The organism is Granulicella sp. L60, assembly GCF_009765825.1.
Taxonomy (GTDB): domain Bacteria; phylum Acidobacteriota; class Terriglobia; order Terriglobales; family Acidobacteriaceae; genus Edaphobacter.
Genome location: NZ_LMUR01000022.1, coordinates 240,780 through 263,420 on the forward strand (window position 1 = coordinate 240,780; position 22,641 = coordinate 263,420).

General features: G+C 59.8%; 20 protein-coding genes. 11 read left to right on the top strand and 9 right to left on the bottom strand.

What is annotated here, in order from left to right:
- Positions 1 to 30: 30 nt before the first annotated feature.
- From GSQ82_RS22030 to GSQ82_RS22045, 4 genes are all read left to right on the top strand, one after another.
- Complete coding sequence (locus tag GSQ82_RS22030) at positions 31 to 2,748, top strand: LPS-assembly protein LptD (RefSeq protein WP_158794442.1); 2,718 nt, start codon at positions 31 to 33, stop codon at positions 2,746 to 2,748.
- A 110-nt stretch (positions 2,749 to 2,858) separates the two neighbouring features.
- The gene (locus GSQ82_RS22035; protein ID WP_254061847.1) at positions 2,859 to 3,836 is read left to right on the top strand and encodes a thioredoxin domain-containing protein; all 978 of its coding nucleotides are present in this window, start codon (positions 2,859 to 2,861) and stop codon (positions 3,834 to 3,836) included.
- Between the two features lie 22 nt (positions 3,837 to 3,858).
- Positions 3,859 to 4,962, top strand: a complete 1,104-nt coding sequence (locus tag GSQ82_RS22040; protein ID WP_254061848.1) for a SurA N-terminal domain-containing protein — start codon at positions 3,859 to 3,861, stop codon at positions 4,960 to 4,962.
- Between the two features lie 46 nt (positions 4,963 to 5,008).
- Positions 5,009 to 6,010 (top strand): Gfo/Idh/MocA family protein, encoded by a 1,002-nt coding sequence (locus GSQ82_RS22045; RefSeq protein WP_158794445.1) that lies wholly within the window; start codon positions 5,009 to 5,011, stop codon positions 6,008 to 6,010.
- A gap of 170 nt (positions 6,011 to 6,180) precedes the next feature.
- On the opposite strand, the gene GSQ82_RS22050 is transcribed toward GSQ82_RS22045, so the two are convergent.
- Complete coding sequence (locus tag GSQ82_RS22050; RefSeq protein WP_158794446.1) at positions 6,181 to 7,455, bottom strand: DUF5715 family protein; 1,275 nt, start codon at positions 7,453 to 7,455, stop codon at positions 6,181 to 6,183.
- Positions 7,456 to 7,563: 108 nt separating this feature from the next.
- Here GSQ82_RS22050 and GSQ82_RS22055 point away from each other — a divergent pair, with 108 nt between their 5' ends.
- Positions 7,564 to 7,983 (top strand): c-type cytochrome domain-containing protein, encoded by a 420-nt coding sequence (locus tag GSQ82_RS22055; protein WP_158794447.1) that lies wholly within the window; start codon positions 7,564 to 7,566, stop codon positions 7,981 to 7,983.
- Positions 7,984 to 8,311: 328 nt separating this feature from the next.
- Here GSQ82_RS22055 and GSQ82_RS22060 read toward each other — a convergent pair whose 3' ends face one another.
- Entirely contained in the window at positions 8,312 to 9,931 is a 1,620-nt protein-coding gene (locus tag GSQ82_RS22060) for a sulfatase-like hydrolase/transferase (RefSeq protein ID WP_158794448.1), read from the bottom strand.
- 148 nt (positions 9,932 to 10,079) lie between these two features.
- Positions 10,080 to 10,325 (bottom strand): hypothetical protein, encoded by a 246-nt coding sequence (locus GSQ82_RS22065; RefSeq protein WP_158794449.1) that lies wholly within the window; start codon positions 10,323 to 10,325, stop codon positions 10,080 to 10,082.
- 212 nt (positions 10,326 to 10,537) lie between these two features.
- Here GSQ82_RS22065 and GSQ82_RS22070 point away from each other — a divergent pair, with 212 nt between their 5' ends.
- Positions 10,538 to 13,927, top strand: coding sequence for a S41 family peptidase (locus GSQ82_RS22070; RefSeq protein WP_254061849.1), 3,390 nt, complete (start codon positions 10,538 to 10,540; stop codon positions 13,925 to 13,927).
- Positions 13,928 to 14,010: 83 nt separating this feature from the next.
- On the opposite strand, the gene GSQ82_RS22075 is transcribed toward GSQ82_RS22070, so the two are convergent.
- From GSQ82_RS22075 to GSQ82_RS22085, 3 genes are read right to left on the bottom strand one after another with little or no spacing between them, the layout of a single operon-like run.
- Positions 14,011 to 14,463 (bottom strand): nuclear transport factor 2 family protein, encoded by a 453-nt coding sequence (locus GSQ82_RS22075; protein WP_158794450.1) that lies wholly within the window; start codon positions 14,461 to 14,463, stop codon positions 14,011 to 14,013.
- A 42-nt stretch (positions 14,464 to 14,505) separates the two neighbouring features.
- Positions 14,506 to 14,913: a hypothetical protein gene (locus tag GSQ82_RS22080; RefSeq protein ID WP_158794451.1), complete on the bottom strand. Its 408-nt coding sequence runs from the start codon at positions 14,911 to 14,913 to the stop codon at positions 14,506 to 14,508.
- A 57-nt stretch (positions 14,914 to 14,970) separates the two neighbouring features.
- Entirely contained in the window at positions 14,971 to 15,324 is a 354-nt protein-coding gene (locus GSQ82_RS22085) for a YMGG-like glycine zipper-containing protein (protein ID WP_254061850.1), read from the bottom strand.
- 248 nt (positions 15,325 to 15,572) lie between these two features.
- On the opposite strand from GSQ82_RS22085, the gene GSQ82_RS22090 reads away from it, so the two are divergent.
- From GSQ82_RS22090 to GSQ82_RS22100, 3 genes are all read left to right on the top strand, one after another.
- Positions 15,573 to 16,493 carry a hypothetical protein gene (locus GSQ82_RS22090; protein ID WP_158794452.1) on the top strand — a complete coding sequence of 307 codons (921 nt, stop codon included), beginning with the start codon at positions 15,573 to 15,575 and terminating at the stop codon, positions 16,491 to 16,493.
- A gap of 12 nt (positions 16,494 to 16,505) precedes the next feature.
- Positions 16,506 to 16,835 (top strand): hypothetical protein, encoded by a 330-nt coding sequence (locus GSQ82_RS22095; RefSeq protein WP_158794453.1) that lies wholly within the window; start codon positions 16,506 to 16,508, stop codon positions 16,833 to 16,835.
- A 62-nt stretch (positions 16,836 to 16,897) separates the two neighbouring features.
- On the top strand, positions 16,898 to 17,224 hold the full coding sequence (locus GSQ82_RS22100) for a CsbD family protein (RefSeq protein WP_158794454.1): 327 nt from the start codon (positions 16,898 to 16,900) through the stop codon (positions 17,222 to 17,224).
- A 461-nt stretch (positions 17,225 to 17,685) separates the two neighbouring features.
- Here GSQ82_RS22100 and GSQ82_RS22105 read toward each other — a convergent pair whose 3' ends face one another.
- The gene (locus GSQ82_RS22105; RefSeq protein ID WP_158794455.1) at positions 17,686 to 17,898 is read right to left on the bottom strand and encodes a DUF3606 domain-containing protein; all 213 of its coding nucleotides are present in this window, start codon (positions 17,896 to 17,898) and stop codon (positions 17,686 to 17,688) included.
- A gap of 30 nt (positions 17,899 to 17,928) precedes the next feature.
- Positions 17,929 to 18,510 carry a transposase gene (locus tag GSQ82_RS22110; RefSeq protein ID WP_254061851.1) on the bottom strand — a complete coding sequence of 194 codons (582 nt, stop codon included), beginning with the start codon at positions 18,508 to 18,510 and terminating at the stop codon, positions 17,929 to 17,931.
- A gap of 122 nt (positions 18,511 to 18,632) precedes the next feature.
- Here GSQ82_RS22110 and GSQ82_RS22115 point away from each other — a divergent pair, with 122 nt between their 5' ends.
- Both GSQ82_RS22115 and GSQ82_RS22120 read left to right on the top strand, forming a co-directional pair.
- Positions 18,633 to 18,935 (top strand): hypothetical protein, encoded by a 303-nt coding sequence (locus GSQ82_RS22115; RefSeq protein ID WP_158794456.1) that lies wholly within the window; start codon positions 18,633 to 18,635, stop codon positions 18,933 to 18,935.
- Positions 18,936 to 19,052: 117 nt separating this feature from the next.
- Entirely contained in the window at positions 19,053 to 19,475 is a 423-nt protein-coding gene (locus GSQ82_RS22120) for a hypothetical protein (RefSeq protein WP_158794457.1), read from the top strand.
- A 76-nt stretch (positions 19,476 to 19,551) separates the two neighbouring features.
- On the opposite strand, the gene gyrA is transcribed toward GSQ82_RS22120, so the two are convergent.
- Entirely contained in the window at positions 19,552 to 22,428 is a 2,877-nt protein-coding gene (gene gyrA / locus GSQ82_RS22125) for a DNA gyrase subunit A (protein WP_158794458.1), read from the bottom strand.
- Positions 22,429 to 22,641: the final 213 nt, after the last annotated feature.

The following is a 22,641-nucleotide window of genomic DNA, read 5'->3' on the forward strand; positions in this document are numbered from 1 at the left end:
TTCCGTAAAATCGTTTAGCCTCAAGGTGTGGTGCGTCTGACAAGCAACGAACCGAACGAACTTGGTGTGAAGGGCCCCTGGCAGCGCCGGCTGCCGTTGGCGGTAGTGCGGTGGAGCGACGTTCGGTGGAGCGACGTTCGAAGGGGTTCGGCCGGTAGCGCCGTGAGCCTTGTTTACCTCTTGATAACTATCATCTCGGTGGGGTCAAGTCATCCACATCTGTGGGGCCAGCAGGTAACGACTCAGGCACCTGCGCAGAGTTTTTCATCGGGTGGGCAAGATGGCGGCGTTTCTTCGAGTGTGGATGGGATGCTTCCGCAGGCGCCGGGGGTGGATCGGTATCCGATGGCGGAGGTGATTCCGGACGATCGCGATATGACGACGGTGACGATCGAGTCGGACGGTCCGCAGAGCAAGACGGGGACGGTGTACACGGTCGATGAGAACGTGGTGATTACGTATGGCGACCGGGTGGTGAGGGCGGACCATGTGGAGTTCGACACGGAGACGGGCGAGCTGACGGCGACGGGACATCTGCGGGTGACGGGCGGGCGGAACCATGAGGACATCAAGGCGAGCCACGGCACGATGAACATGAAGGACCAAACGGGTCGCTTCTACGACGTGGACGGGTCGGTGGGGCTGAAGAATCCGGCGTCGCACGCGATGGTGTATGCGAACAGCAATCCGTTTCTGTTTACGGGACGGATGGTGGTACGGACGGGGCCGGAGGAGTATGAGATCTATGACGGGACGCTGACGTCGTGCCAACTGCCGAACCCGGACTGGATGTTGTATGCGGGGAAGTTCACGGTGGACAGCGTGAAGGCGAAGGCGCAGAAGAGCGTGTTCCGGCTGATGAATATTCCGGTGCTGTTTCTGCCGTATGTGACGCATCCGGTGGATGCGGAGAGCAGGCAGAGCGGGGTGCTGATTCCGGAGCTTCCGATTACGCACTCCTCGACGAAGGGGTTCGTGACGGGGGAGCAGTTTTACTGGGCGATCAACCGCAGCGCGGATGTGACGGTGGGGGCGCAGTACTACTCGCTGCGGGGATGGGAGCAGTCGGGGATGTTCCGGTATCGCGGGCTGGGGAACGACTTTGCGAAGGCTCGCTATAGCGGACTGCTGGACCGGGGGATTACGACGAACGGCGTTTATCTGAACCAGGGCGGGGAGGATGTGACGTTCTCGGGACGGCACGATTTCAGCGCGCAGACGCGGATTGTCGGGGACGCAGAGTATTTGAGTTCGTTTGCGTATCGGGAGGCGTTTGCGGAGGGCTTCAGCCTGGCGGTGTCGAGCGATATTTTTTCTGTGTTCTATGGCGTGCATGAGGCGGATGGATTTTCGGAGTCGATACGGTCGGACAGGTACCAGGGATTGAAGTTGTCGGCAGTGGCTGCGACGCCGACGACTCCAGCGATACCGGAGGAGCAGGTAAGAATCTTCCACGCGCCTTCGCTGGACTTCAGCGGCACGGAGCATGAGCTGGGCAGGAGTGGACTGTTCTGGAGCTTTGAGGCTTCGCAGGCGGGGTTGTCGCGAGTGCAGCCGAGCTTTGCGACGGGCGGCCTGACGCAGCGGCTGGATGTTCATCCTGAGATTGCGTATCCGATGAGCTTTGGGGGATGGAATATCCGGGCGTCGGCGGGGTTGCGGGAGACGGTGTATAACCGCAGCCGACATGCTCCGTATGGACCGAATGCGCTACCGGTGGAGCTGCCGAGCAGCTTGAACCGGTCGGATGGCGAGGTTGAGGTGGAGGTGCGGGCGCCGGTGGTGGAGCGGACGTTCGATTCGAAGAAGGTGGAGAAGATGTTTGGGCACGATCTGCGGCATACGATCGAGCCGGAGTTTACGTATCGCTATGTGGGCGGCGTGAATAATTTTCTGAATGTGCTGCGATTCGACGATGTCGACATTGCGAGCGATACGAACGAGCTGGAGTATGGCGTGACGCAGAGGCTGTTTTTGCGGCCGGTGAAGGAGAAGCCCTGCAAGGAGGCGGTAAAGTCGAAGACGAATCCGAACCTGGATAACGAGATCGACCAGGTGCAGCGGCAGGAGGATAGCAGCAACAACGGCAAGGACAGGAAGCCGACGTGCGGAAGCCGCGAGTTGATTAGCTGGAAGATAGCGCAGAAGCATTTTTTTAATGAGGACTTCGGTGGTGCGGTGGTCAACGGGGCGCGGAATATCTTTGACACGACGCTGAATTTTTCCGGAGTGGCGTTCCTGACGGAGCCGCGGGCGATCTCTCCGCTGATCTCGCGGTTGCGGGTCCGGACGTCGGAGCATATGGACCTGGAGTGGGACTTCGACTATGACACGGGCGCGAAGAAGTTTACGTCGGACAACGTGTTCGTCGATGTGCATGAGAACAACATCTTTGCGGGGCTGAGTTATGCGCGGTTGAATGCGCCGGGGCGTTTTTATACGGAGGGCGTGACGTCGGCGGTGTCGGACTTTGATCAGCTGAGGGTACTGCTGGGGTATGGGTCGCCGACGAAGCCGGGGCTGGGTGTGGCGGGAAATATCGGGATGAATCTGAACACGGGCAGCTCGGCGCTGGTGCAGTATGAGGCGGTGCAGGCCTCGTATAACTGGAACTGCTGCGGATTCAGCGTGGAGGTGCGGAAGTACGAGTTGGGCGTGACGCCGAGCGATACAGCGGAGAGGTTCAGCTTCACGCTGCTGAATATCGGTACGGCGGGCAATCTGCGCAAGACGGCGAGCCTGTTTTGAGGCCGAGGTTTTGGGGTGGGGAAGTCTGGGCTTTGGGTGTGGCCGCAGGCGGGTCGATTGCAGGTTGACGGCGGTTTGCGTGAGATAATCGAGGTATTGTGTTGACTGTCGTGAAACCCTTTCGGACCCTGCTTCTTGCCGTGATGACCGTGACGCTGGCTACGCTTGGATGCCATGCGCAGGTGCCGCCTTCGAGTTCGGGAACGCTCTCTCCGGAGCTTGCGCGCCGGGTGGAGGTGTTGATTCGTTCGCGGTCGAGTATTCCTGCGAGCTATGCGATTCATGTTGGGCAGCGGACCAAGAGCGAGATGCCGGGCTTCGATACGATCAGCGTGACTTTTACCGCGGACGGAAAGACGAGCAAGCCGGCGGAGTTTCTGCTTTCGACCGATGGTAAGACGCTGGCGCAGTTCAGCAAGTTCGACATCAGCCAGGATCCGAAGCTGCTGGTGAGCGCGGATGGGCGGCCCGGCCGCGGCGGCCCGGCGAATGCGCCGGTGGTGATTGTGGGCTTCGACGATCTGGAGTGTCCGTACTGCGCGAAGATGCATGCGCAGCTGTTTCCGGCGCTGACGGAGCGGTACAAGAACCAGGTTCATATCGTGTATCGCGACTTTCCTCTGGAGCTGCATCCGTGGGCGCTGCGTGCGGCGATCGATACGAACTGCGTGGGCGCGCAGAGTGCTCCGGGGTACTGGAATCTGGTGGACTACATCCATGCGCACGCCGCAGAGCTGGGCGGAGATGAGAAGAGTTTGGCCAAGGCGAACGAGACGCTGGATTCGCTGGCGCGTGATGAGGGCAAGAGACTGAAGTTGAACGAAGCTGCTTTGGATGCCTGCGTTCTGAAACAGGACGATACGGCGGTGAAGGCTTCGACGAAGGTTGGCGAGGCACTGGGTGTCGATTCGACGCCTACCTTGTTTATCAATGGAGAGAAGGTGGAGGGTGCGCTGCCGGTGGAGGACGTGTATCGTATGATCGATAGCGCGCTGGTTGCCTCCGGGCAGACGCCGCCACCACCACCGCCGCCTGCACCTGTCCAGGCTCTTCCCTCAACCCCGCCGGCGACCAAGCCCGGCAACTAGAGAAATGCAGGAGAGACAGGACGTGCTGAAGTTGCCGACCGATTCCAACCGTTATTTGAGAGTGCGTAGCTTTCGTTATTTTTCCGTACCTGTGGCGCTGTTTCTGACGGCTGGGTTGTTGCCTGTCGTGGGTTGCGACCGTGGCCATAGCGCCGATGTGGTGGCGACGGTGAACGGCCACGCGATCATGAAGACGGAGCTGGACAAGGCCTTCAAGACGCAGCTTGGCGAGCAACAACAGCCACAGCAGCAGCCTTCGCAGGAGCAGGCGGACTCTCTCCGGTTGAATATTCTGCGCGAGCTGATCGATGAAGAGATTGTGGAGCAGCGCGCGGCGAAGATGAACCTGACGGCCACCAATGAAGAGGTGGACGCGAAGGTGGCGGAGATGAAGGCTCCTTACACGGAGGAGCAGTTCAACGAGCGGCTGAAGGCGAGCAACCATACGCTGGAGGATGTGAAGCACGACCTGCGGCGTACGCTGACGATCAACAAGCTGCTGAATAAAGAGATCAACTCGAAGATCACCGTGACGGATGCGGATGTGACGAGCTACTTCAATCAGCATAAGTACGAGTTCAATCTGAATGAGACGCAGTATCACCTGGGGCAGATTGTGGTGACGGATGTGCCGTCGGCGCAGTCGGGAAATCTGCAGAACAGCAAGGCGACGAACGACGTCGAGGCGAAGAAGAAGATCCAGGCGCTGAAGAACCGGCTGGACAGCGGCGAGGACTTTGGCGCGATTGCGATGAACTTCTCCGAGCAGCCGGCGACGGCTCCGAACGGCGGCGATATGGGCTTTGCGGGTGAGTCGCAGCTGCATGCCGATCCCGCGGTGTTTACGGCGGTGACGAAGCTGAAGGCTGGGGAGATTACAGAGATTCTGCCTCTGCTGGATGCGCAGTCGAAGAAGCCGGCGGGGTATGTGATCTACAAGCTGATCTCGCGCGAGCCCGCGGGACAGAGGGATGTGAACGATCCGCGGGTGCAGCAGGCGATTCGGCAACAGCTTCGGGATGGGCGTTCGCAGTTGTTGAAGAATGCGTACCTAGAGATGCTGCACGATCAGGCGAAGGTGGAGAACTTCCTGGCGGAGCAGATCTTCAAGAACGACGCTCACTAGTCTTCAAGAACGATTTTAGTAAAAATCAGATCCTTGTGGGGCATGGATGACGCAGACGCCGGTGCGGTTCGCGATTCTTGGCTTTGGGTTTCATGCGATTCGTCGCCTGCTGCCTGCGTTTGAACGATGCGAAGAGGCGACGCTGACGGGGATGTGGCGGAGGGGCCAGGCGGCTGCGGCGAAGAACTGCGCGGAGTTTGGGATCGCTCACTGCTTTGCCACGCGGGAGGAGCTTTGCGCTTCGCCGGAGGTGGATGCGGTGTTCATTACGTCGCCGGATGCGATGCACTGCGACGATACGCTGCTGGCGCTGAAGCATGGCAAGGCAGTGCTGTGCGAGAAGCCGATGGCGATGAACTCGGCTGAGGCTGAGGAGATGGTGGCTGCGGCGAAGACTGCGGGACGGCTGTTTGGGGTGGCGCAGAACTTTCGTTTGAATCGCAGCGTGCAGTGGATGCGGGAGCAGATTGCGGCGGGAAAGATTGGGCAGCCGCAGTTGGCGCATGCGCAGTTCAGCTATATGGCGACAAAGGCTCCGCGGAGGTGGATTGCGGACCCGGCGCTGGCGTGTGGCGGGCCGATTGGGGATGTGGGGGTGCACTGCGTCGATGCGCTGCGGTTCGTGCTGGGCGCGGAGGTGGAGAGCGTGAGTACGCTGGCGCGGCGGGATGAGTCTTCGGGCGACGTGGAGGCGGTGGCTTCGCTGCAGATGGAGATGACGGGCGGGGTGTTGGCGAATATGACGACGAATGCGCGTGCGCCGTACCGGACGCTGGTGGAGGTGGTCGGGAGCGATGGCGTGATGATCGCCGAGAATGGGTTGACGGTGGATCGGCCGGTACAGGTTGCGGTGTGGCGGGATGGCAGTCTGGTGGAGACGGTTGCGATGGATAACGGCGATGCGTATACGCTGATGCTGGACAGCTTTGCGCAGGCGGTGCGCGGGGTGGGGAGTTTCGTGGCTTCGGGTGAGGATGGGGTTGCGAATATGCGGGTGCTGGATGCTGCTTATAAGAGCTGGCAGAGTGGGATGCGGGAGAGGGTTTAGGTTGTCACTGCTTTAAAGCGCCTGCGCGGCGGCGGTCACTTCGTGACTTTTATACCGCTTTGCGTGGGCCTCCCGTTGGTCGACGGAGAGATCTTTCAGGCGACCAGCGGGAGCAGCGACCGGAGGGGTATACCTATCACGAAGTGATCGCGGCCCGCGCAGGGCGATTGTTAGCGGAGAGCGGTTGCCAGGGCGGAGGTTCCGCCGTGATGGGCGACGGCGAGTTCGCGCTCGGGGCCGGCGTCGGATGGGACGTATCGCTTGTAGACGCTGATGTGGAAGCAGGACTGTTGGAACTCCTCTTCGACGTCGACCTTGCCCTCCTGCACGAGCGGGAGGAGGTATCCGCGCATCCAGGCGATCTCTGAGAGCGAGAGACCGTGCTTGGCGATGTCGATGGCCTGACCGGTGAGATGGGGGGAGGCGGTGTCGCCCTCTGCGGGGGCGGCGTTGCCGTTGATGTGGATGAGGTGCTGTTGGAACTCGACGGTGCGGACGGCGGAGTTGACCTGGAGCGGCGTGTGGAAGTGGGCGTAGTGGGCGCGGGCGAGGGTGGCGAGGAACTGCGCGGTCCAGGGACGGCAGAAGCGGCGGTTGGTGGGGAGGCGGTCGTCTACCTGGAGGGTGCCGTTCTCGGGGAGGGCCACGAGGAGGCGCTTGCTGCGCATGTCGAGGAGGTCGTCGTCGTCCTGGATGCGGTGGAGTCCGTCGCGGTCGGCGACTTCGTTCTGGTGGATGAGGATCTCGTGGGAGCCTTTGAGGGGTGGGGGGACGATGAGGCGGCCGCGTTTGTTGTATAGCTCGGGCAGGATGACGGGGGTGGAGGCGGCCTCTTCGATGCTGGCGAGCTGGGGCTTTTCGGCGGTGGGGCGGATGACGCTGACGACGGGGACGGGCTTGGCGACGGATGATGTGTGTCGCTGGGTTGGAGGGGGTGTTGGCGCGGGCTCGTCGGGGCGGGCGGTGCCGTGGATGGCTATGGCGGCTGGGATGGCTGGTGGGGTGGAGGCGGCTTTGAGGAAGTCGTCGGAGGTGGCCTGGTGATGGGTCTCGGCGATTGGCTCGGGTTCTGCTTCGACGGGGTTGCGGGTGGGGGTGCTGACGCGCTCGAGGCGTTGGCGGCGGCGCTTGGTGGTGTGTGCGGCGATGCGGGTTTCTGTGCGCTCTTCGGCGTGCCTGGTGTGGCGCTCGGCGGGTTGTCTCTCCGCGATGCGGGATGCGGTGGGGTGAGTGGGGCGTCCGGTTGCGGGGGTGTGGCGGTGGATGCTGCGGACTTCGTGCAGGGGCTCGGCGGCTAGCTTCTGGTGGGCGTGCTGCTTCGCGGAGGCTGCGGGAGCGGCCTTGCGGGCGGTACGATGCGTTGGTTTGGCGAGTCCAATAGCTGGCAGAAGAGACAAACCTGCGAGCGCCAGGAGGGCCGGGATTGAAGCGTTCGAGCGCATCATGATTTCAAGAGGCGCGGACGCCAGAGCAATTTCTACGCTAAATACTTGCTGGATATAGTGTAAGTAATCAGAAGGGTTCCGTGTACTCTTCGATTAACAGGGGAGTGTATGCGCAGTGTGGTGGTGGCGGGAGGCTTGGTGTTGCTGGCGTTGTTGGGGTGCGACTCGCGGGCGGGGAGTGTGGGAGATGCGGCGAAGGAGGATGCTTCGAAGCCGGAGTTTTATACGACGAGGGTGCGGCCGATTATGCGGGAGTACTGCGATCGATGTCATGGTGCGATGAATCATCGGGGCGGGTTGAGTATGTCGACGCGGGCGGGGATGCTGAAGGGTGGGCATAGCGGAGCGGTGGTGATTCCGGGGGATCCGGAGAAGAGTCTGCTGGTGCAGTTGATTCGGCATGAGTATCCGGCGAAGGACCCGAGGCCGATGCCGCCGAAGGGGGCGAAACTTTCGGATGCGGATATCGCTATTGTGGAGCGGTGGGTGAGGGCGGGGGCGATTATGCCGGTGGATGAGGATCGGTAGGTTGCCCTTCAAAGCTGCGCTATCCAACCTGAGGAAGAACAGGCAAAGGCAGAAGCAGATCCCTGCGGGATGACAAACAAAGGGACAGGCAACGACAACGACAAGAGCAACGGCAATATTTTGTCGCTTCGGCTTCGGCTGTCGCTCCGGCCTTCGGCAGAGCGGAGGGTGCTTTGTGGCTTGGTCTAGACGCGAGGCTGAAGCCTCGCTCTACCTCAAGTGCAAGGGGCAAGGGTAACGGGCAACGGCAAGAACAACCGCAGATCCCCTGCGGGGATGACAAGCATAAGGGCAAAACAAAGCAGGGCTGGAACTAGGTCGATACGCCCTAGTTGGGTTGGGCGGCCCAGGTTTGCAGGTCGGTTGGGGTGTGGAGGCGGTTCTGAAGTAGGGCGTCGAGCAGGGCGCGGGTGCGGACGGCGGAGAATGGGTGGTCGATGCGGGCGGGGGTGTGCTGGTTGGGGAGCTTGACTATGTAGCCGGGGCGGTCGTCGAAGGCGCCGTTGTGGCTGGCGGCTTGGTCTTCGTCGGTCCAGGTCATGGAATCTTCCCAGATGAGGGTGGTGCGCCAAGAGTGGTCTCCCATGACGACGAGGGTGGTGGAGTCCCACTGGTTTTGCTGCTCGAGGAGCTGGCGGACGTGGGCGAGGTAGAGATCGGCGAGGGCGAGGTTGTCGATGTACGAGGTGTGGTGAGTGGTGAAGGATTTGGTCTTGCGATCGTAGATGCCGAAGGGGTGGGGGATGGGCATGTGGAGGAAGAGGAAGTTGATGGAGGGATCGCTGAGCTGGGCGTCTCCGGCGGTGAGGAGGTGCCGGTAGTCGGCGGTGTGCTGGCGGATGTCGCGGGCTTCGTCGGAGGGTTCGCCGGGGCCGTAGCCGAAGAGGTGTCTGGTGTCGAGCCAGAGGCGGCGGAAGGGGCGCAGAAGATCGACGGCGAGGGTGCGGTTGGGGGAGAGGTTGGCGGGGGTGGACTCGCGGTAGGTCCAGAAGCAGTGGTCGAGGACCTCGGGGAGGATGCGGCAGTAGGGGTTGTACCAGCCGGCGAGGCCGGTGGTGTAGCCGGCGTCGATGGCGTCCTGAAAGACGGTCTGGTGCTGGTGGAAGCGGTTCCACTTGCCGGTGGTTGGGTCTTTTAAAGCGATGAGCATGCCGCGGGCGGAGACGTCGACGGCTTTGGAGGGAAGGCCGGTGAAGAGGGTGGGGAGGATGTAGCGGGTGAACTCGCCGGTGGGAATGGTGTGGGTGAAGATGGTGGACTGGGCGGCGAGTTGGTCGAAGGCGGGGAGTTTGAGGGCGGGGAAGCGGGTCTCGTAGAGCTGCTGGTAGGAGAGCTCGTCGAGGAGGATCCAGACGATGCGGGGGTGCGGCGGCTGGTTGAGCTGGGCGCGGTGAAGGACGGGGGAGGGGTTGAGGTGGCGGGCCTGCCATGCGCTCCAGAGGAGTTGAGCGAATATGAGCAGGCCGGTGAAGGCGAAGATGCCGAGGATGGCGGCGGCAGCGGGCTGGATGGAGTCGAAGCGCCTGAGGAATTTTTTCCAGCCGAAGGAGATTACGAGCAGGGTGAGGAGACAGAGGGCGGCGACGAGGTTGGTGATCCAGTCGGGGATCTCGGTGCCGGAGAAGTTGGCGATGGTGTGGAGAAGGATGGAGGGAAGAGCGAGGAGGAAGGCTGACCAGATGACGACGCGAAGACGTCCGGGGCGCTCGGCGAGCCAGAGGAGACCGGTGAGCAGGAGGGTGAGTGCGAGGACGTAGACGATGATGGGAACGATGACGGAGGAGGCCGAACCGATGAGGTGATAGATGAGATCGTGATCGGTGGAGATGACGGGGCCGGTGAGGTCAAGGAGATACAGGTTGGCGAGACCGAAGGCGACGATCGCTGGGTGGGTGAGCGGCTTGAGCGTACGCTTTTTTTCGACGACAGGAGAACCAACAGCAGGCATGCGCACAAGAATACTTCAGGCTCAGGATGGCGATGGACTTGGAGCAGGCGCGACCGTCTTGTTCATCGCATCTACTGGGGCACACCGAGAGAGGGTATAGGCTTCGGCTCTCTCGGTATCAATGTTCGGGGGTTCAGAAGCTGAAGGTTCAGGACTGATGGCTGGAGATGGTGGGTTGAGCCGTGGGACGAGACTTGGGCTCGGATCTGGTGAAGAGATTTTTTATGCTGCGGCGAAAGTAAAAGAGCGCTCCTGAGATGGCTGCGCTGACGCCCTGAAAGATGAGAAGTCCTGAGCCAGGATCGACGTATGCGTGGGCCTGACGCTCGAAGGCGAAGCTAAGCGCAATAAGGAGGAGCAGGGTGGAACCGAGATATTTCAACTTGAGCATCATTAGTTCCTCGAGAGGCAAATAAGCGGGGAGCCTCTTAGGTTGAAGACGAGAACGGTTGGCAAAAGTTTCGACTGTATTGTTTTTGATCTCTGCGGCCGATATTTCGGTGGGGGATTAGGCAGGTAATCAAAGTCGGCAGAATTTCAGCCGATGGGTGGAGAAGTGTACGATAACCGCGAACCACCAATCTATATTAGATATGGAGTGATCCTTTGCGCGTTGCTTCGTCCGCCGCTCTTTTTTCCGCAGTATTTTCCGTAGTGATGGTTGCAGGATCGACGACATTTGGCCTGGCCGCTTCCCCTGGTGAAGGACCTCATTTATTGCAACGGCCTGCGCTGAGTCAGACACAGATTGTGTTCAACTACGCGGGCGATCTGTGGAGCGTGGATCGTAAGGGTGGCCGTGCGAGCAGGCTGACGGTGGGTGTGGGGATCGAGACCTCGCCGGTGTTCTCGCCTGATGGTGGGACGATTGCATTTACGGGAGAGTACGACGGCAACGTGGATGTGTTTACGGTTCCGGCTGCTGGAGGGGTTCCGCACCGGGTGACCTATCATCCGTCGCAGGATGTGGCGGTGGGGTGGTCGCCGGACAGCAAGAATATTGTGTTTCGTTCGGACAGGCAGTCGACGAACAGATATACGCAGTTGTACGAGGTTCCTGTGGGAGGCGGGCTGGCGAAGGTGTTGCCGTTGCCGATGGCTTACCAGGGGCAGATCTCGGAGGATGGTGGGAGGATCGCTTATTCGCCGCTGGGTACCTCGTTCGGGTTTGACTACACGCGGTATGTGTCGTGGGGGAACTATCGCGGCGGGCGGGCGAGCACAGTTTGGATTACGGGGCTGAAGGATCTGGAGAGCGTGCAGGTGCCGCATGAGACGGCGTCGGACTTCGATCCGGTGTGGCTGGGGAAGATGGTTTATTTTCTCTCCGATAGGAACGGGCCGGTGTCGCTGTTTCGTTACGATCCTGCGACGAAGGCGGTGACCGAGTGTCTGCATGGAGGCGAGGGGAAGCGGGACATTCATTCGCTTGCGGCGGGGCCGGGTGGACTGGTGTACGACCAGATGGGGGAGATTTATCTGTATGACCCGGCGAGCGGTCAGGCGCACATTGTGCCGATCGATGTGACGGGCGATCTGCCGGAGGTGAGGCCGCGGATTGAGAGTGTGGGCGCGGAGATTGACCATGTAGGGATCTCGCCGACGGGGCTGCGCGCGGTGTTTGAGGCGCATGGAGAGATTTTGACGGTGCCGGCGAAGAAGGGGCCGACGCGCGATATTACGAATACGCCGGGTGTGATGGAGCGGAGTCCGGCGTGGTCTCCGGATGGGCAGTCGATCGCTTATTTTTCGGATGAGTCGGGGCTATATGACGTGCATGTGGCGAGTCAGACGGGAAGCGGTGCGGTGAGGAAGTTTCCTCTGGCGAAGGAGGCTGCGTACTACTTCGATCCGGTGTGGTCTCCTGACTCGAAGCTGCTTGCGTTCCACGACAACCGGCTGAACCTGTGGATGCTGGATACGGTGAGCGGTAAGGTGACGCATGTTGGCGAGAATGATTTTTTTGCGACGAACGATCGCGATATTGCGTGGTCTCCGGACTCGAAGTGGATCGCTTACTCGCAGATTGTGTCGAACCATCTGCATGCGCTGTTTCTGTACTCGGTGGAGACGGGGAAGGCGACGCAGTTTACGGCGCAGTCTGCGGACTCGCGGTTTCCGACATTTGATCGTGCTGGGAAGTATCTGTACTTTACTGCGAGCACGAATGAGGGTGGAAGCTCGGCGGGTCTCGATATGACGAGCGATCTGTTGACGTCGGTGCGGAGCGTGTATGCGCTGGTGCTGGCTGCGGATCAGGCCTCTCCGATTGCGCCGGAGAGCGACGACGAGAAGACGCCCGAAGAGGTGAAGGCGAAGGCGAAGGAAGATACGGATTCGACTCCGGCGGGCGAGGCGAAGGAGAGTGAGAAGGATAAGCCGGCTGCGAGCAAGACGCCGCCGCCACCGAAGCCGGTGCGGGTGGATCTTGCGGGGATCGAGAGCCGCATCGTTGCGTTGCCGTTGCCGACTGCGGACTATACGGCGCTGGTGGCGGGCAAGCCTGGGGTGTTGTATTTGCTGCAGACTCCGAGCGGCGAACGATTCACGCAGCGGCCAGATGTGCTGAGCAGGTTCGTCTTCGATACGCGCAAGACGGAGAAGCTGGCGGAGCGGGTGGCGAGCTTCGATCTCTCCGCCGACGGCGAAAAGATGCTGCTGGGATTGATGCCGGAGAGTCCGGCGGGACATTCTCCGGGTGGAGGGCAGCCGACGTATGTGATCGCTGCGGCGAATGCTCCTGTGAAGCCGGGCGAGGGTGTGGTGTCGCTGGGCGATCTTCAGGTGCGCATCGATCCGGCTGCGGAGTGGAGACAGATGTATCACGAGGTGTGGAGGGTGGAGCGGGCGTACTTCTACGATCCGAACTTTCATGGCGTGGATACGGTTGCAGAGGAGAAGAGGTTTGAGCCGTATGTGCAGTCGATCGCTTCGCGCACGGATCTGAACTACATCTTTCAGGAGATGCTTGGAGGATTTTCGGTGGGGCATCTGCGCGGGGGTGGAGGCGCGATTCCTGAGGCGAAGCGTGTGCCGGGTGGACTGCTGGGCGCAGACTGTACGATTACGGGCGGACACTATTGCGTGGCGAAGGTTTTTACAGGTGGAAGCTGGAATCCTGAGGACAAAGCTCCGCTGGCACAGCCTGGGTTGAATGTTCATGTGGGCGACTGCATTCTTGCGGTGGGCGGACAGGAGCTGAAGGCTGGGGACGATATTCAACGTCTGCTGGAGGGCACGGCGGGACATGCGATTGCGCTGCATGTGGCGTCGGCGAATGGAGGCGGTGCGCGGGACATTACGGTGGTTCCGATCAGGAGCGAGACGGAGCTGCGAAATCATGAGTGGATCGAAGACAACCAGCGCAAGGTGGATAAACTTTCCGACGGAAAGCTTGCGTATGTCTATCTTCCGGATACGGCTGCGGGAGGATTTACAAACTTCAACCGATTTTATTTTTCGCAGCTGGATAAGCAGGGTGCGGTGATCGACGAGCGGTTCAACTCGGGTGGTCAGGTTGCGGACTATGTGATCGAAGCGATGCAGCGGAAGACGGTTGGGTACTGGGCGCATCGGTATGGGGCGATTCAGAAGACGACGAACGCATCGATTGCGGGGCCGAAGGTGATGATCATCAACGAGGTTGCGGGCTCGGGTGGAGATGCAATGCCGTGGCTGTTTCATCAGGCGAAGCTGGGGCCATTGGTGGGCAAACGTACGTGGGGCGGACTGGTTGGCATCGGAGGGATTCCGGTGTTGATGGATGGAGGGAACGTAACTTCGCCGAGCTTCGGATATTTTTCACCGGAGGGGAAGTGGCAGATCGAAAACCATGGCGCGGACCCGGATGTGGTGGTGGAGCAGGATCCAAAGGCTGTGAGCGAGGGGCATGATCCGCAGTTGGAGAAGGCGGTGAGTCTTGCGATGGAGGATCTGGCGCAGCATCCGGTGACGGAGCCGAAGCGGCCGGAGTATCCGAACTATCACAAGAAGTAGGTTGGTTGGTTAGCGCTGTAACTTGCTAGGCCGCGAGCTTTCTTTCGAGAGTGCTCGCGGCTTTATGTAGCGACTGTGGTGCGTTAGGGCTTGGTGGGGGTTGCGGTGTGGGCCTGGACGAGCCACTTCTCGGTGCCGGGTTGACGAACCCAGATGGTGACGGAGTTGCTGTCGTAGCTCTTGGGATCGGGTTTCGCAGCGGTGCCGCAGTCGAACTGGCTGACGACGTGATAGGCCGTGGCGGCGGAGTCCGGCGTGAGAATACGGACTTGGAGATCCAGCAGATCGTAGGTTTGGAGCTTGCAGCGCTTGAGGTGAGCGAGTAGGGAGTCGAAGGCCTGGATATGCTCGTCGACCTGGATGAAGTCTGGGGTGAAGAGGCTTCGGACGGTGGCGAAGTCGCCCTCCGCCATGGTGGTCCAGAGATGCTGCTCCAACTTGACGACGTCGATAGGGGCCGGGGGGGTGCTCGCCGGTTGCGCTGAGGCGAACGCAGGGATCGTTACGGTTGCAAGAAGGAGGAGAATGGAGCGCATGGAGATATGTTAGCGCCTGTTCCTCCTCCTTGCAGTGTGGCGTTATTTGGTCGCGGCTTTGGCGGCTGCTTTGTCACCTACGTGCCGGATCGCCGAGTCGACGACCCCGTAGAGGAGGGCCTGATGATCTTCCTTGGTCTTCATCTTGATAAAGTTGCCTACGCGCTGGCCGGCTGCGGCATCGTCTGGGAGTGTGACTCCGCGGCTCTGAGCAGAGATGGAGGCGAGCTGCTGGATGATGTCGAAGAAGGTGGCTTCATCTTTGCCGGCGAGCTGCCAGCAGTCGGAGACGGTGCAGGTGAGGATCTGCTCTGTGCTCCAGTTATGGGGTGTGGAGTTTGCGGAGGGTGTGATGGTTGCGGTGGGAGAACTTGCGGGCTGTTGCGCGGAGACGACGAGTGAGGAAACAGCGAGAATGATGACTAAGGCGAGAGTGTGGATCGTGCGCATGGGATCGTTCCTTTTCTTTCTTCTGGAGATGGTGACTCTGAAGCGCAGTAAGAAGATCTAGTAGGGGCGTCCGTAGCGGTCGCGGCGGTTGTTCTGGGCTGCCTGTCCTATGACTGCGCCGATGCCTGCGCCTGCTGCGCCGCCGATGATGGTTCCCTTGAGTCCGCCGCCGAAGACTGCGCCCAGAACGGCTCCGCCACCTGCGCCGATGAGTGCGCCTTTGCCGGGCCCGATGCCGTTGTCCTGGCGGTGGTCGTCGTGGTAGCGGCGATCGTTATTGCTGTAGTAGTTGCCGCCATGGCCTCCGTGACGCATGCCGCTGTTGAAGTTGTTGTACTGGGCGTTCGCGGGAAGGAGGCTGGTCGCAAACAGGAGTGGGGCGATGAGGACCGCTTTTCTTAGCTTGGTCATGTTGAGCTTAGATGCAGGCGGTTGGTTGGAGAGATGCGATTAATATTGAATTTCAACGTCTTATAACGGTTTGGCAGACGATAGCTTAGTGAAGGGTTCGCCGAGAACTTGTTGCGCGGTGATAGTAATCTGCTGGGGTGTCAGCCGTTGATTATCGATGTTGATTTCTGTGGGGTGTTGGTCGTATGCTTCGCGTGTCTTCTTGTCCCCTTTCATGAAGAGATCGAGTGCAGAGCCAGGAGTGGAACATGGTTCGTGTCCTGAGATCGTTGCGGCGTACATCTCGCTCAACCTGCGTTGCGGTGGGTGTGGCCATTGTGTTGATTGGGGTGGGCGGGTGCAAGACCCAGGAAGATGCGTCGGCTGCTGCTGCGCAGATGGCTTCGACGTCGCATACGCTGTGTGATTATTACGAGGCTTTGGATCATGTGCTTGCTTCGACAGAGGACGCGTATGAGGCACAGAATGTGCTGCTCTCCGTACCAACTATGGATCTGACGGAGACGCGGGGGCAGATTCGACTGCGTGCGGAGCTGGCGAATATTGTGGGGGAAGTGGCTTCGCTCTTCCAGAAGATGACGACATCGTCTGCGGCGACGGATGCTTCGGCTGCTGCCGGCAAACTGAATGCAGAGATGGCTTCAATGAAGGGGCTGACGGCGAACGATGGCGAGACGAAGGCGGTTACCGTCGCGGTTCAGGCCATTGTTGCGTTGGTGGAGGAGCATAAAGAGGTTGAGGCCGCGAAGCAGGTTGCCATCCTTAGCCATGATCTGTCGGTGTTCTTCGAGTCTGAGAGGAAGGCGTATGACTCGATCAACGAGGCTTATCTGCTGACGGCGAAGACGGTCGCGCTGGAGCTGATGAAGACGAAGCAGGTGGATGCGAGTGGCGTGTTTGTGTCGTCGCTGCAGCCGTTTGGTCTGTCACCAGCTATTGGCAGACCGCAGACGAAGGAGGCGATGGAGCCTTATCTTACGGCGCAGATCAATGCGGACTACAAGCTGAAGATGGAGGATGCGACCAAGGCTACAGAGTCGCTGAGTGCAGCGTTGAAGGAGATGGATGCGCGTGTGAATCTGGTGGCTCATGACAAGCCGATGAGCTTGCGGCAAGAGCCGTTTTCATTGGCTGAGGTGAAGTCGTGGGTGGCTGAGATTAATAAGTAGCAGGAGGATGGTATGGGTGACGCGCTCGGGACGCTTGAGAGTATCTACTTCAGCTTCCAGGCTAATCTGGAGGATATGCTGGCGGCGTGTAAGACGCAGGCGGATCGAGATGCGATTATGTCGCAGTATGTTGCGGCGAGGCAGAACTATTGGCAGTGCATCGACCGGACGTTCCATAACGACGATCCTGTGGTGCAGTCGCTGGTGGCGGAGGCGAAGGCGGATATTGCGCAGCTGAATACGATCGACAACAGTCTGGGCGATATTGCGAAGGTGATCAACATTGCGACTGAGGTTGTTACGGTGGGATCGAAGATTGCGGCGAAGGTGATTACGCTTTAGGCGTGGATTTCGGTGCTGGCGCGAGGCGGGAAGATTGCATCTCATGTTGCTGGAGGTTCGACATGAAGGCTCTTCCGTGGATTCTTGCAGGTGTTGGCGTTGGTGCTGCGATTACGATTTTGCTGTTTAACTCGGAGCCGGAGTATGCCACCGGGTATGACGGGGTGGAGGGTGCGGCTCGGCGGAGCTTTGGCTGGGGTGCGAAGACGCAGGCCGAGGGCAAGGTGGGTTCGGTCGCGGGTGCGATCAAGGAGGGGGTTGGGCGGTTTACGGGTAATGCTGATCTGGCCGATGAGGGTACGGCGGACCGGGTGGAAGGCGGCGTGAAGGACGCCGTGGGCCGGGTCGGTCAGGCCGTTGGACAGACGATTCACGATCTGAACAAGTAGGTCCGGTTCCCTCGGTGGGGGTACCCCACCCCCCTGGGGGTTACCCGTGCTAACTGGTTTGATTTGTGCGAGATGTGATTTTTGGCGTCTCGCAAAATTTTCATTCCAGAGGGGTTACGGGTAAAAATCTGATTCTATTGGGGTTAGCGGGTTTGGTTGTGGTGTCGGAATATTTTGCCCCCTATATCTATTATATGGGTTTGGCGGGGGTGGTACGCCACGCGTAAGCCTTTGTAGGGTAAGGGTTTGCGGAGTTTGGGGCTTGACAGGTTTTGCGTGGGCACGAGGGCATACAAGGGGCTAAAGCCCCGCTTCCTGGTGGGTGGAGAGACCCAAGGCTAAAGCCTTGGGGTACCTAGAAGCAAAGGCTTGGGGCCAGAACCTCAAGCTCTGGTCCCCAAAGGCTCTATACGGATTTGTCAGACGGTATTTCGTGGTGGTTGGGTGGCGGGGAGTGGCGATTAGCTGGCTTTGTGGTGGTGGAGAGCGGCGCGTACCTTTTCGACGTGGGTGCCGTGGACGCGGATGGCTTCGTGGAGCTGTTGGCCGGTGACGCCGAACTCCTGGGCCCAGTAGTGGATGTCGGAGGACAACTTGGGGTTGATCTCTTTGGGGTCGTGGGGAGCCTTGGAGTGCTCGATGGGTTCTGCGCTTGCGATGATTTCGTCAGCCATGTCTTCGATTCCTCTTTCCGGTGGTGCTAGTTAGGTGGATGAGGATGGTGGGGTTGGGGATGTCCCTGTATGGGTGATTTGGACGGGGGAGGGTTCGTCGAGGAGGAGGTGACGGTAGGTGGACCAGGGCCAGTCTTCGGGTCTTTCGACGAGACCTCGGGTGACGGGATTGCGGTGCATGTACTTGATCTTTTCGACTCGCTTGTTGTGGGTGAAGACGTTGAAGTCGTAGTAGCGGGTCTGCCAGAAGGGTGTCGGGGTGAGGCGCTTGGAGACAGAGAGTTTCAGGGATTGGAGGGCTTTGGAGAGTGGGTGTTCGGGAGGTTCGCTGAGGAGCAGGTGGACGTGCTCAGGCATGACGACGTAGCCGAGGACTTCGAAGTGATAGCGTTTGCGGGTGAGTTCGAGGGAGTGCTCGAAGATGTCTCTGGAGGCGGGGGTGTTGAGGTGGGGTTCGCGGTGGTGACAACTGAAGGTGATGAAGTGGTCGTCGCCCTCTTGTTGGTATCGCTTGAGGTGGAGCGGCATGGGTGGGTTTAGTGTATCGGGATTTTCGCTGCCGCGAAAATTGCCCACCTTAGCGACGATGAGACTGTCGCGAAGATGGGGCACCCGGTTTTGTGGCGGTACTGACGACGTTGTCGCCCATCTCAACTTTCCCAAAACACACCCATTCGAGGTATAGGTTTCTCGTCCGCTTAGCGCTACTCTAAGTCTCGAATTGTGAGGTGTTCATGGTTTTCACGGTGATGGTCAGAAAAACTGGTGAGATGTTTGAGGTTGAAACTCAGTGCGATGGAGATGGCCAGAACCAGCGAAATGCCGACCCTGAAATTCTTTTGGATAAGTCTTACAGCGGTTACTTGTATACCGGCGCAAAAAAAGAAATTGAGGCGCAAGGTGAAGAAATATTCCTCTATACGGAACGAAAGAAGGCAACTTTCGCCGGAGACGAGCTAGAACTCCCAGACGTCCAACAGCCCATTCTTCCTATAAAACTTAGGCAACAGTCTGACGTTCCCCCAAGCATTGAGTAGTCACCCGCAGCAAACATTCATACCGTGCGAATGTTTGCTGCCGCAAAAAGATGGTGCATCAAGATGATGGTGAGATAGCCAGGATGATGTCAATTACCCATTTCTAGGAGAATTAGCGTGCTAGCCAGAAGGCAATCACTAATAATAGGACTCGTAGTGGTTTCTATTTTTGTGACAAGCTGCAAGAAGCCAGAACCTCAGGGTTATCGTGTCGTTGCTTATGACGGTAGAACAAAAGAATGGACGATCATAGACTCCGACATCGACAGCGAAACGAACAAAACACATAGGAAAAAACTTATAGTTGTCTGCAAATCCTATAAATTAGGAGACCATGATTTTTTAAAAGGCTCTGATGTCTGTGACCTACAAGTTGGACAATTAATTAGCACTTTTATTCCGAAGAAAGATGCAGATAGGGAGCATGTTTTTATTGATGCCTCGGATAACCAACTTTATATCGCCCGTGGAGACGGAGACCAGAAAATAGTACAGTTCTTCGACATCCTCAAATATGAGATGTTGCCGGACGAAAAGTAAGAAGTTTTTGCGACCACCCCAGGCAGTCGTAAGCGGTTAGTCGCAATAACTTCATTTTGTAACATTCCTAAACGAATTACTGCAGGAGGGTGCCTTCTTCGGGTTGGATTTTGGCTTCTTCCGGGGGGATGACTACGGCGGCGGCGACCTTGTCGTCGGCGTCGAGGTCGAGGAGTTTGACGCCGCTGGTGCTGCGGCCGGCGGCGCGGATGGATTTGGTGTCGATGCGGATGATCTTGCCGAACTGGCTGATGAGCATGAGTTCGCTGGTCTCGTCGACGAGGTTGATGCCGGTGACCTTACCGATCTTGGGGGTCGCCTTCATGTTGATGACGCCCTTGCCGCCGCGGGTCTGGAGGCGGTAGGCGTCGACGTCGGTGCGTTTGCCGTATCCGTTCTCGCTGATGGAGAGGACGAGGCAGGGGGTGAGGCCGAGCTGCTTGTCGAGCTTTTCGAGTTTGGCGGTGACCTCTTCGGAGACGACGGGAGCGGATAGCTCGGATGGGTCGCCGGAGAGCTCGAGCGGGGTGGCGGAGGTGGACTCGGTGGCCTCGCCGATGGCGGCTTCGACCTGGTTGGTGAGGCCCTTGGAGGCGGCGAGTTCGAGGCGCTGCTTGTTGCGTGCCTCGTTGGATGGGGTGACGGCGGCGCCGATGACGTAGTCTCCCTTTTTGAGGGAGATGCCGCGGTTGCCGGTGGCGGGGCGGCCCATGGGGCGGAGGTCGGTCTCGTTGAAGCGGATGGCCATGCCGTCGTGGGTGGCGAGGAAGATGACCTGCTGGCCGTCGGTGATGCGGGCGGTGATGAGCTCGTCGTCCTTCTCGATGTTGATAGAGATGATGCCGCGGGCCATGACGTTGGAGAAGTCCTTGAGCGGGGTCTTCTTGACGGTGCCGTTGCGGGTGGCGAAGAGGACGAACTTGTTGTCTTCGGCGAGGTCGCGGACGGGGAGGATGGTGACGACTTTTTCTCCGGGCTGGAGGGCGACGAGGGAGGCCATGGCCTTGCCCTTGCCTGCGGCGCCGATGTCGGGGACTTCGTAGACCTTGAGCCAGTAGACGCGGCCGGTGTTGGTGAAGCAGAGGAGATAGGCGTGGGTGGAGTCGATGATGAGCTGGGCGACGAAGTCCTCTTCGCGGGTCTTCATGCCGAGACGTCCGGTGCCGCCGCGACGCTGCTGTCTATAGATAGAGATGGGGGTGCGCTTGAGGTAGCCGGTGTTGGAGACGGTGACGGCGACCTGCTCGTCGGCGATGAGGTCTTCGAGCTGAAGCTCGGCGGTCTCGTCGATGATGGTGGTGCGGCGGGCGTCGCCGTACTTGTCGCGGATCTCGGTGAGCTCTTTGACGATGACCTTGCGGAGCTTTGCGGGAGAGGCGAGGATGGATTCGAACTCGGCGATGTTGTCGCGGACTTCGGCAAGTTCTTTGAGGAGCTCGTCGATGGAGAGCTGGGTGAGGCGGTAGAGCTGCAGCTCGAGGATGGCGTCGACCTGGCGGTAGCTGAGGATGAGCGTGCCGGTGGTGGAGAAGGTGAGGTCGACGTTGTACTTGGCTGGGTCGAGGGTGATGCCGGCGAGCTCGGTGCCGCGGAGGTTGATGCGCTTGTTGGAGAAGTAGCTGAAGAGGTTCTCGCGGGCGTCGGCGCGGCTGGTGGACTGGCGGATGATGCGGATGACGTTGTCGAGGTGATCGAGCGCGATCTGGTAGCCGAGCAGGATGTGTTCGCGGTCGCGGGCCTTGTTGAGGAGGAAGGCGGTGCGGCGGCGGACGACTTCGGTGCGGTGGTCGAGGAAGGCGCGGATAGCCTGGTCGAGCGGGAGCTCCTTGGGCTGACCGTTGTGGACGGCCAGAAAGATCATGGAGAAGGAGTCCTGCATCTGGGTGTGCTTGTGAAGCTGGTTGAGGACGATCTGGTGCTCGGCGCCGCGCTTGAGGCCGATGACGATGCGCATGCCGTCGCGGTCGGACTCGTCGCGGAACTCGTCGCGGGCGATGTCGGTGATGATGCCCTCGTTGACGAGCTCGGCGATGCGCTCGATGAGCTTGGACTTGTTGACCTGGTAGGGGATCTCGGTGACGATGATGGCCTGGCGTCCGCCGGAGATGTTTTCGATGGAGGCCTTGGCGCGCATCATGAAGCGACCGCGGCCGGTGCGGTAGGCGTTGGGGATGTTGGCCTTGCCGAAGAGGAAGCCGCCCGTGGGGAAGTCGGGGCCGAGAACGTGCTCGAGGACGAGTTCGAGGTCGGGGCGGTGGTCTTGCGGGGACTTCGAGAGCAGCGCGATGCAGGCGTTGACGACCTCGGTGAGGTTGTGTGGCGGGATGTTGGTCGCCATGCCGACGGCGATGCCGCCTGAGCCGTTGACGATGAGGTTGGGGATGCGCGCGGGCAGGACGGTGGGCTCGAGGGTGGACTCATCGTAGTTGGGTGCGAAGTCTACGGTGTCGGAATCGATGTCGGCGAGCATCTCGCTGGCGATGCGGGTGAGGCGGGATTCGGTGTAGCGCATGGCCGCGGGTGGGTCACCGTCGACGGAGCCGAAGTTGCCCTGGCCGTCTACGAGTGGGTAGCGGAGGCTGAAGGGTTGGGCGAGGCGGACCATGGTGTCGTAGATGGCGGAGTCGCCGTGGGGATGGTAGTTACCCATGACGTGGCCGACGACCTTGGCGGACTTGGTGTACTTCTTGTTGAACTGGAGGCCCATCTCCTGCATGCCATAGAGGATGCGCCGGTGGACGGGCTTGAGGCCGTCGCGGACGTCTGGCAGGGCGCGGCCGATGATGACCGACATGGAGTAGTCGAGATACGACCGACGCATCTCCTCTTCAATATTGATAGAGAGCATGAAGGCGGCGCCGCGGCCCTGGACGGTGCTGGGGGGAGTGCCGTCGGGGTTTTCGGGGTTATTCGGGGGCGTGAGGGGGAGTCCGGGGTTCTGTTCGTCTGCCATGGGTTTATGTATCTATTATAGATGGTTTGGCTGGCGAGAGCCGGGGCATTGAGGTGGCAGATCCTGAACCCTAAACCAGGGTCCGATTGGGTTATATCGGCGGCTGTCATGGGCGATTCTGATTCGATCGTGTTGGGGCTCGGCCTTTACGCGGATCATCGGCGGGCGATACAAGGCGCTCATCGATAAATACTAAATTTGGAATAAAGAATC

Coding starts and splice junctions, on each gene's coding strand:
- GSQ82_RS22115 (WP_158794456.1), top strand. CDS start 18,633: ATGGTTTTCACGGTGATGGTCAGAAAAACTGGTGAGATGTTTGAGGTT.
- GSQ82_RS22060 (WP_158794448.1), bottom strand. CDS start 9,931: ATGCCTGCTGTTGGTTCTCCTGTCGTCGAAAAAAAGCGTACGCTCAAG.
- GSQ82_RS22085 (WP_254061850.1), bottom strand. CDS start 15,324: ATGACCAAGCTAAGAAAAGCGGTCCTCATCGCCCCACTCCTGTTTGCG.
- GSQ82_RS22105 (WP_158794455.1), bottom strand. CDS start 17,898: ATGGCTGACGAAATCATCGCAAGCGCAGAACCCATCGAGCACTCCAAG.
- GSQ82_RS22050 (WP_158794446.1), bottom strand. CDS start 7,455: ATGATGCGCTCGAACGCTTCAATCCCGGCCCTCCTGGCGCTCGCAGGT.
- GSQ82_RS22090 (WP_158794452.1), top strand. CDS start 15,573: ATGGTTCGTGTCCTGAGATCGTTGCGGCGTACATCTCGCTCAACCTGC.
- GSQ82_RS22095 (WP_158794453.1), top strand. CDS start 16,506: ATGGGTGACGCGCTCGGGACGCTTGAGAGTATCTACTTCAGCTTCCAG.
- gyrA (WP_158794458.1), bottom strand. CDS start 22,428: ATGGCAGACGAACAGAACCCCGGACTCCCCCTCACGCCCCCGAATAAC.
- GSQ82_RS22075 (WP_158794450.1), bottom strand. CDS start 14,463: ATGCGCTCCATTCTCCTCCTTCTTGCAACCGTAACGATCCCTGCGTTC.
- GSQ82_RS22045 (WP_158794445.1), top strand. CDS start 5,009: ATGACGCAGACGCCGGTGCGGTTCGCGATTCTTGGCTTTGGGTTTCAT.
- GSQ82_RS22100 (WP_158794454.1), top strand. CDS start 16,898: ATGAAGGCTCTTCCGTGGATTCTTGCAGGTGTTGGCGTTGGTGCTGCG.
- GSQ82_RS22080 (WP_158794451.1), bottom strand. CDS start 14,913: ATGCGCACGATCCACACTCTCGCCTTAGTCATCATTCTCGCTGTTTCC.
- GSQ82_RS22065 (WP_158794449.1), bottom strand. CDS start 10,325: ATGATGCTCAAGTTGAAATATCTCGGTTCCACCCTGCTCCTCCTTATT.
- GSQ82_RS22055 (WP_158794447.1), top strand. CDS start 7,564: ATGCGCAGTGTGGTGGTGGCGGGAGGCTTGGTGTTGCTGGCGTTGTTG.